Annotated in this window: 6 protein-coding genes and 1 pseudogene; all 7 read left to right on the top strand. The window is 71.5% G+C overall.

The window, feature by feature from the left end:
• A pseudogene (locus VIB55_RS18450) lies at positions 1-300 on the top strand (hypothetical protein); the annotation flags it as partial.
• A gap of 11 nt (positions 301-311) precedes the next feature.
• Positions 312-581 carry an HPr family phosphocarrier protein gene (locus VIB55_RS18445; RefSeq protein ID WP_331878140.1) on the top strand — a complete coding sequence of 90 codons (270 nt, stop codon included), beginning with the start codon at positions 312-314 and terminating at the stop codon, positions 579-581.
• Between the two features lie 4 nt (positions 582-585).
• On the top strand, positions 586-2373 hold the full coding sequence (ptsP, locus tag VIB55_RS18440) for a phosphoenolpyruvate--protein phosphotransferase (protein ID WP_331878139.1): 1788 nt from the start codon (positions 586-588) through the stop codon (positions 2371-2373).
• Between the two features lie 45 nt (positions 2374-2418).
• Positions 2419-2961 carry a bifunctional nuclease family protein gene (locus tag VIB55_RS18435; protein ID WP_331878138.1) on the top strand — a complete coding sequence of 181 codons (543 nt, stop codon included), beginning with the start codon at positions 2419-2421 and terminating at the stop codon, positions 2959-2961.
• Positions 2958-3971 (top strand): hypothetical protein, encoded by a 1014-nt coding sequence (locus tag VIB55_RS18430; RefSeq protein WP_331878137.1) that lies wholly within the window; start codon positions 2958-2960, stop codon positions 3969-3971. The genes VIB55_RS18435 and VIB55_RS18430 overlap by 4 nt, the downstream gene beginning before the upstream one ends.
• 18 nt (positions 3972-3989) lie before the next feature.
• Positions 3990-4778, top strand: a complete 789-nt coding sequence (gene recO / locus VIB55_RS18425; protein WP_331878136.1) for a DNA repair protein RecO — start codon at positions 3990-3992, stop codon at positions 4776-4778.
• 48 nt (positions 4779-4826) lie between these two features.
• A complete protein-coding gene (locus VIB55_RS18420; protein ID WP_331878135.1) occupies positions 4827-5384 on the top strand; it encodes a hypothetical protein in 558 nt (185 codons plus the stop codon).
• Positions 5385-5576: the final 192 nt, after the last annotated feature.

Raw genomic sequence — 5576 nt, 5'->3', positions numbered from 1 at the left:
TGGATGCGCGCGTGGGGGCTGAACGCGGGGCTGCGCCACGGCCTGCAGGTGGCCCGGGCGCTGCGCGAGGCGCCCTTCGAGCGGCTGGGGAGCTGGGCGGGGTCGGCGGGGGCCTTTCTTTCGGGATTGGCCGCGGTGCTGGCCGTGGGATGGGGAGAAACGCCGGGCCTTCCGTACACCGCCCTGGGCGCCGCGGCGCTGGCGGCGGGGGTGCTGCTGGGCCCGCGCGTGCGGATCGTGGCGGGGATCGGGCTGGCGGCGCTGCTGATCGCCGGCGTGGTGCTGGCGAGCAACTCATGACCTGACAGGGGATGGAACACCAGACCGAAGTCACCGTCGTCAACAAGTACGGCCTGCACGCGCGGCCGGCGGCGGAGTTCGTGAAGCTGGCCAACCGCTACCGTGCCGAGGTGTGGATCGGCAAGGACGACGTGGAGGTGAGCGGCAAGAGCATCATGGGGGTGATGATGCTGGCCGCCGAGTGCGGCTCGTCCGTGCGCATCCGCGCGGCCGGCGAAGACGCGCGCGAGGCGGTGGACGCGCTCGTCGCGCTGGTCAACGGCCGCTTTGGCGAGGAGTGACGGCGTGAGCGTCGCGCGCGACGGCATCCCGGCCTCGCCGGGCATCGTCATCGCCCCCGTACGGGTGCTGCGGTGGGAGGTGCCGCGCGTGCCCCATGGCGCCGTGATCTCCGAAGACCGGGTGGAGTACGAGATCCAGCGCTTCCGCGACGCGTGCGAGTACGCCCGCGAGCGCATCCGCGTGCTGCAGGAGCGCACGGCGCGCACCGTGGGCGAGGTGGAGGCGCGCATCTTCGAGCCGCAGGTGCTGATGCTCGAGGACGCCGACCTGATCGACGGCACCATCGGCACCATCCGCGAAAACCACCTGACGGCCGAGCGCGCCTTCGAGTGGCGGGTGCTGGAGTGGGAGTCGGCGCTGTCGCACAGCTCGCATCCCATGGTGCTGGACCGCCTGGCTGACCTGGCCGACGTGCAGACCCGCGTGCTGCGCCGGCTGATGAACATGCCGGACCCGGACCTGGCCGCGCGCGTGGACGACGGGGAAAAGTACATCCTGGTCGCGCGCGAGCTCACGCCCTCCGTCACCGTGCAGCTGGACCCCAAGACGGTCGTGGGCATCGCCACCGACCTGGGAACGCGCACCTCGCACAGCGCCATCCTGGCCCGCTCGCTGGAAATCCCCTGCGTCGTTTCCGTCGGCAACCTGTCTGACACGGTGCACGACGGGGACGAGATGATCCTGGACGGGCGCACCGGCCGCGTCGTTCTGGCGCCCACGGAGGAAGACCGCGAGGCGTACCGCCAGCGCGACTACCTGATCCGCGAGTGGGAGCAGGAGCTGGTGCTGCTGGCGCACCTTCCGGCGGTGACCCGGGACGGCAGCCGGCTGGTGCTGCGCGCCAACATCGACCTTCCCGGCGAGTCGGACCACGCGCGCGACCACGGCGCCGAGGGGGTGGGGCTGTACCGCACCGAGTTCCTGGTCGTCGGCCGCGGCACCGCGCCCGGGGAAGAGGAGCAGTACCGCGCCTACCGCCGGGTGGCGGAGTCGTTCCCGGGGCAGCCGGTGATCATCCGCACCTTCGACCTGGGCGGCGACAAGTTCCCTGCGTTCCTGCACATGGGGCGCGAGGAAAACCCCTTCCTGGGATGGCGCGCCATCCGCGTGTGCCTGGACGAGCCCGAGGTGTTCCGTACGCAGCTGCGGGCGCTGGTGCGGGCCATGGCGCACGGGGAGATCCGCGTGATGCTGCCGCTGGTCAACGAGATCAGCGAGGTCACGCGCACCCGCACGCTCATCGACCAGTGCATCGAGGAGCTGGGCGCCGAGGGGCACGCGGTACCGAATGGCTACACGCTGGGCGCCATGGTCGAGACGCCCGCCGCGGCGCTGATCGCGCCCGAGCTGGCGAAGCACGTGGACTTCTTTTCCATCGGCACCAACGACCTGGTGCAGTACACGCTGGCGGTGGACCGGGGCAACTCGCGCATCGCCAGCCGCTACAACCCCTTCCACCCCGCGGTGGTGCGGCTGCTGGACTTCATCTGCCGCTCGGGACGCGACGCGGGGATCGAGGTGGGGGTCTGCGGCGAGGTGGCGGCCATGCCGCTGGGCGCGTTCCTGCTGATCGGCATGGGAGCGTCGTCCCTCAGCGTCGGCCCGCCGGCGCTGGCGGAGATCAAGAAGGTGATCCGCTCGGTGACGTACGAGGACGCGGCCGCCGGCGTGGCCGAGGCGCTCAAGGCGTCGTCGCCCGAAGAGGTGCTGCAGGTGCTGACGGCGCGGCTGGGCCGGGTGCTGGACCTCAACAAGTTCTCGGCGTCGCTGGGGTTGTCGCGTCCGGAATGACGCACTAGGTTGGCCGGCGTTCCCGTGGTACCCCGTGGCGACACCATGATCAAAGTTCGCGTGCAGAGCCTGGGGCTCGACCAGAGCACCCAGTCGCCCGTGGTGATCCTGCAGGAGGAGGAGGGCGAGCGCGTCCTTCCCATCTGGATCGGCCCGGCGGAGGCCAGCGCCATCGCCATGGAGATGGCGGGGATGAAGTTCCCCCGCCCGCTCACGCACGACCTGTTTCCGCTGGTCATCCGCGGGCTGGGCGGCACGTTGACGCGGGTGCTGATCACCAAGGTGCACGACAACACCTACTTCGCCGAGCTGGTGATCACCCGCGGCGACGAGGTGTTCACGGTGGATGCACGGCCGTCGGATTCCATCGCCATCGCGCTCCGCACGCGGGCGCAGCTGTTCACGACCGACGACCTGCTGACGGCCACCACCATCTCCATGGCGCCGGAAAGCGACGCGGGGACGGTGGACCTGACCGGCGAGCCCGGCTCCGCCGGCGAAGGACCGCAGCCGGGGATGAATCCCGAGCAGCTGAAAGAGTACCTGCGCAACCTCGATCCCGAAGACCTGGGCCGGTTCAACCCGTGATCTCTTTTTTCTATCCAGAGCGGGCGGCGCGCCGGGTGGCACGCCGCCCGTTGCCGCACCTGCTGGCCGCGCTGCTGCTGGCGCTCTTCGCCGTTCCCGCCATCGCGCAAGACGTCGTTTCCGGACGCGTGGTCAAGGGCGGCCAGGGCGTCGCCGGGGCAACGGTGGAGCTCCACCGCGTATCGTCCGATACCTCCGGGATGGTCGGCCGCGCGACGTCCGGCCCCGGCGGCACCTTCCAGTTCACCCTGCCGGCGCGCACCGACACGGCGACGTTCACCGTCTTCTTCGCCGCGGCCATGGTGGATGGCGTGCGCTACCTGGGCCCGGCGCTGCACCCCAACCAGCCCGGCGCGGGGTACCAGGTGCAGGTGTACGACACCACCTCCGCCCAGGGCGCGGTCGATTCGCTGCGCGTCACCCGGCGCGACGTGATCGCCGTCGCCGGCGTAAAGGGCGGATGGGAGATCGCCGAGGCGGTGCGGGTGGAGAACCCCGGGGGCCGCACGGTCGTCGGCCGGGGGGGCACGCCGGTGTTCGGCGTCTCCATTCCGCCCGGCGCCAGCGAGTTCCAGACGGAGCAGCCGCTGTCCGGCGCCTCCGAATCAACCGGAGGAGACGTGATGCTGGTGGGGGACCGCGTGGTGGCCGCGGTGCCGCTGGTGCCGGGCTCCCGCGACTTCCTCTTCCGCTACCGGGTGCTGGGGAGCCGCAAGCCCCTGGCGCTGCCCATCTCGCAGGCCACCGACACGCTGGCGCTGTACCTGCGCCAGCCCGCGCCCAACGTGAGCGTCGAAGGGCTGAACGACGGCATTCCGTTCGAGGCCGAGGGCGACAGGTACCTGCGCTTCACCGGCCTGCGGCTTCGGCCCGGGGCGCGGGTGGCGCTGCGGGCCAGCCGTCCCGCCGGCGGGATCGATCCGCGCTGGGTGGCCGGCGCGGCCACCGTGCTGGTGCTTGGCCTGGGGGCGTTCTTCGCCCTGCGGCGGCGCCCCGCGGCGCAGGGCTGACGGGGTCGGGAGGGGGACGTGGCGCTCACCACCACGCGGGCGCTGGTACTGCAGTCGTTTCCGTACAGTGAAACAAGCAAGGTGCTGCGGCTGTACACGTGGGACCACGGTGTGCGCTCGGTGATGGCCAAGGGCGCGCTGCGCCCCCGCAGCCGCTACGGCGGGGTGCTGGAGCCGTTCACCGAGGGGCACGCCACCTTCTACCTGAAGGAGGGGCGCGACCTGCACACGCTCAGCGGCTTCGACCTGGTGCAGAGCCGGCAGGCGCTGGGGCGCTCACTGGTGGGTTTTTCCGGCGCCTCGCTGCTGGCGGAGCTGGTGATGCGCGTGGGGACGGAAGACCCGCACCCCGGCCTGTACCAGGCGGTCGCGAACGCCTGGGACGCCATCGCCGACGCGCCTACCCCCGCCGAGGCCCTGGGCGCCTCGCTGACGGGCGCGTGGTCGCTGGTGTCGCTCTTCGGCTTCGAGCCGCAGGTGGATGCGTGCGTGCTGTGCGGGGGCGACGTTGCGCCGGACGAGCCGGTGCGGTTCGACGCGGTGGCGGGTGGCGTAGCCTGCACGCGCTGCCGGCAGGCGGGGCGGGTGCTGGAGGCGGAGAGCCGCGCGGAGTTGAGGGGGATGATCCGCGGCCACGTTCCTGAAGGCGGCGTGGGGCGGCCCGGGACGCACCGCGCGCTGCTGCGCGCGTTCCTGGAGGCGCAGCTGGCGCACGACAAGCCGTTCCGCTCGCTGGAGCTGTTCCTGGAGAGCGCCGGAGACGCGCGCGCGGCCCCGGGCGGGGACGAGGGGCCGGCGGTCGCTTGACCCCGCTGGCGCGCACCGGGTAAGTTGGGTGCGGAGCCCTTTTCCCCTTTGCAGGACCGCGAATCGGAGGAGCCGACACGCAACAACCTGGTGAACAGTGAGGTGCTGATGCTGCGTGCACCACCTGTTCTGCTCCTCCTGCTCGCGTGTTTCGCTTGGCTCTTTCCCCCCGATGCGCGGGCGCAGGGCGGCACCACCGCGCAGGCCGCGCAATCCAAGGGATTTCGCCTGGAGCAGAACTACCCCAGCCCCGCGAATCCCGACACGTACATCCCGTTCATCCTGGAGGGAGACCTTTTCGCCGATGGAGCCCCGCGGGTGGTCTCCATGCGGGTGGTGAACATGCTGGGCCAGATCGTCGCCGTGCCCCGGGCCGTGGGGCACCCCCGGGGGGCCAACGTCCCGGTGCTGAACCTGCGCTATACCGAGCCGGGTCGTAAGGTGGCGTACTGGGACGGGCGAGACCTGAACGGTACGCGTGTGGCCACCGGCGTGTACTTCTGCATGCTGCAGGTGGGCGACCGCACGGAGTACCTGAAGGTGATCGTCACCGCGCCTCCACGGCGCAGGTCCCGTTTCTGGCCGTTCGGCCGCCGCGGCGACTAGAGCCGGTCTGACCACGAGGTCGGGCCGGCTCTTTCGTTTCTCCCCCTCCCCCGGCCCCTCCCCCGCAAACGGCGCGGGAGAGGGGGGAACTTCGAGCGCGGTTCGATCAGGTTAGGCGCATGCCGCGGCTGGCCCCTCCCCCGGCCCCTCCCCGCACGGTACTGCTGTGCGGAGAGGGGGGAACTTCGGGCG

Origin of the sequence: Longimicrobium sp., from assembly GCF_036554565.1 — a bacterium.
Classification (GTDB): Bacteria; Gemmatimonadota; Gemmatimonadetes; order Longimicrobiales; family Longimicrobiaceae; genus Longimicrobium.
The sequence above is the reverse complement of the archived record's forward strand: the minus strand, read 5'-3'. Positions and strand labels throughout refer to the sequence as shown.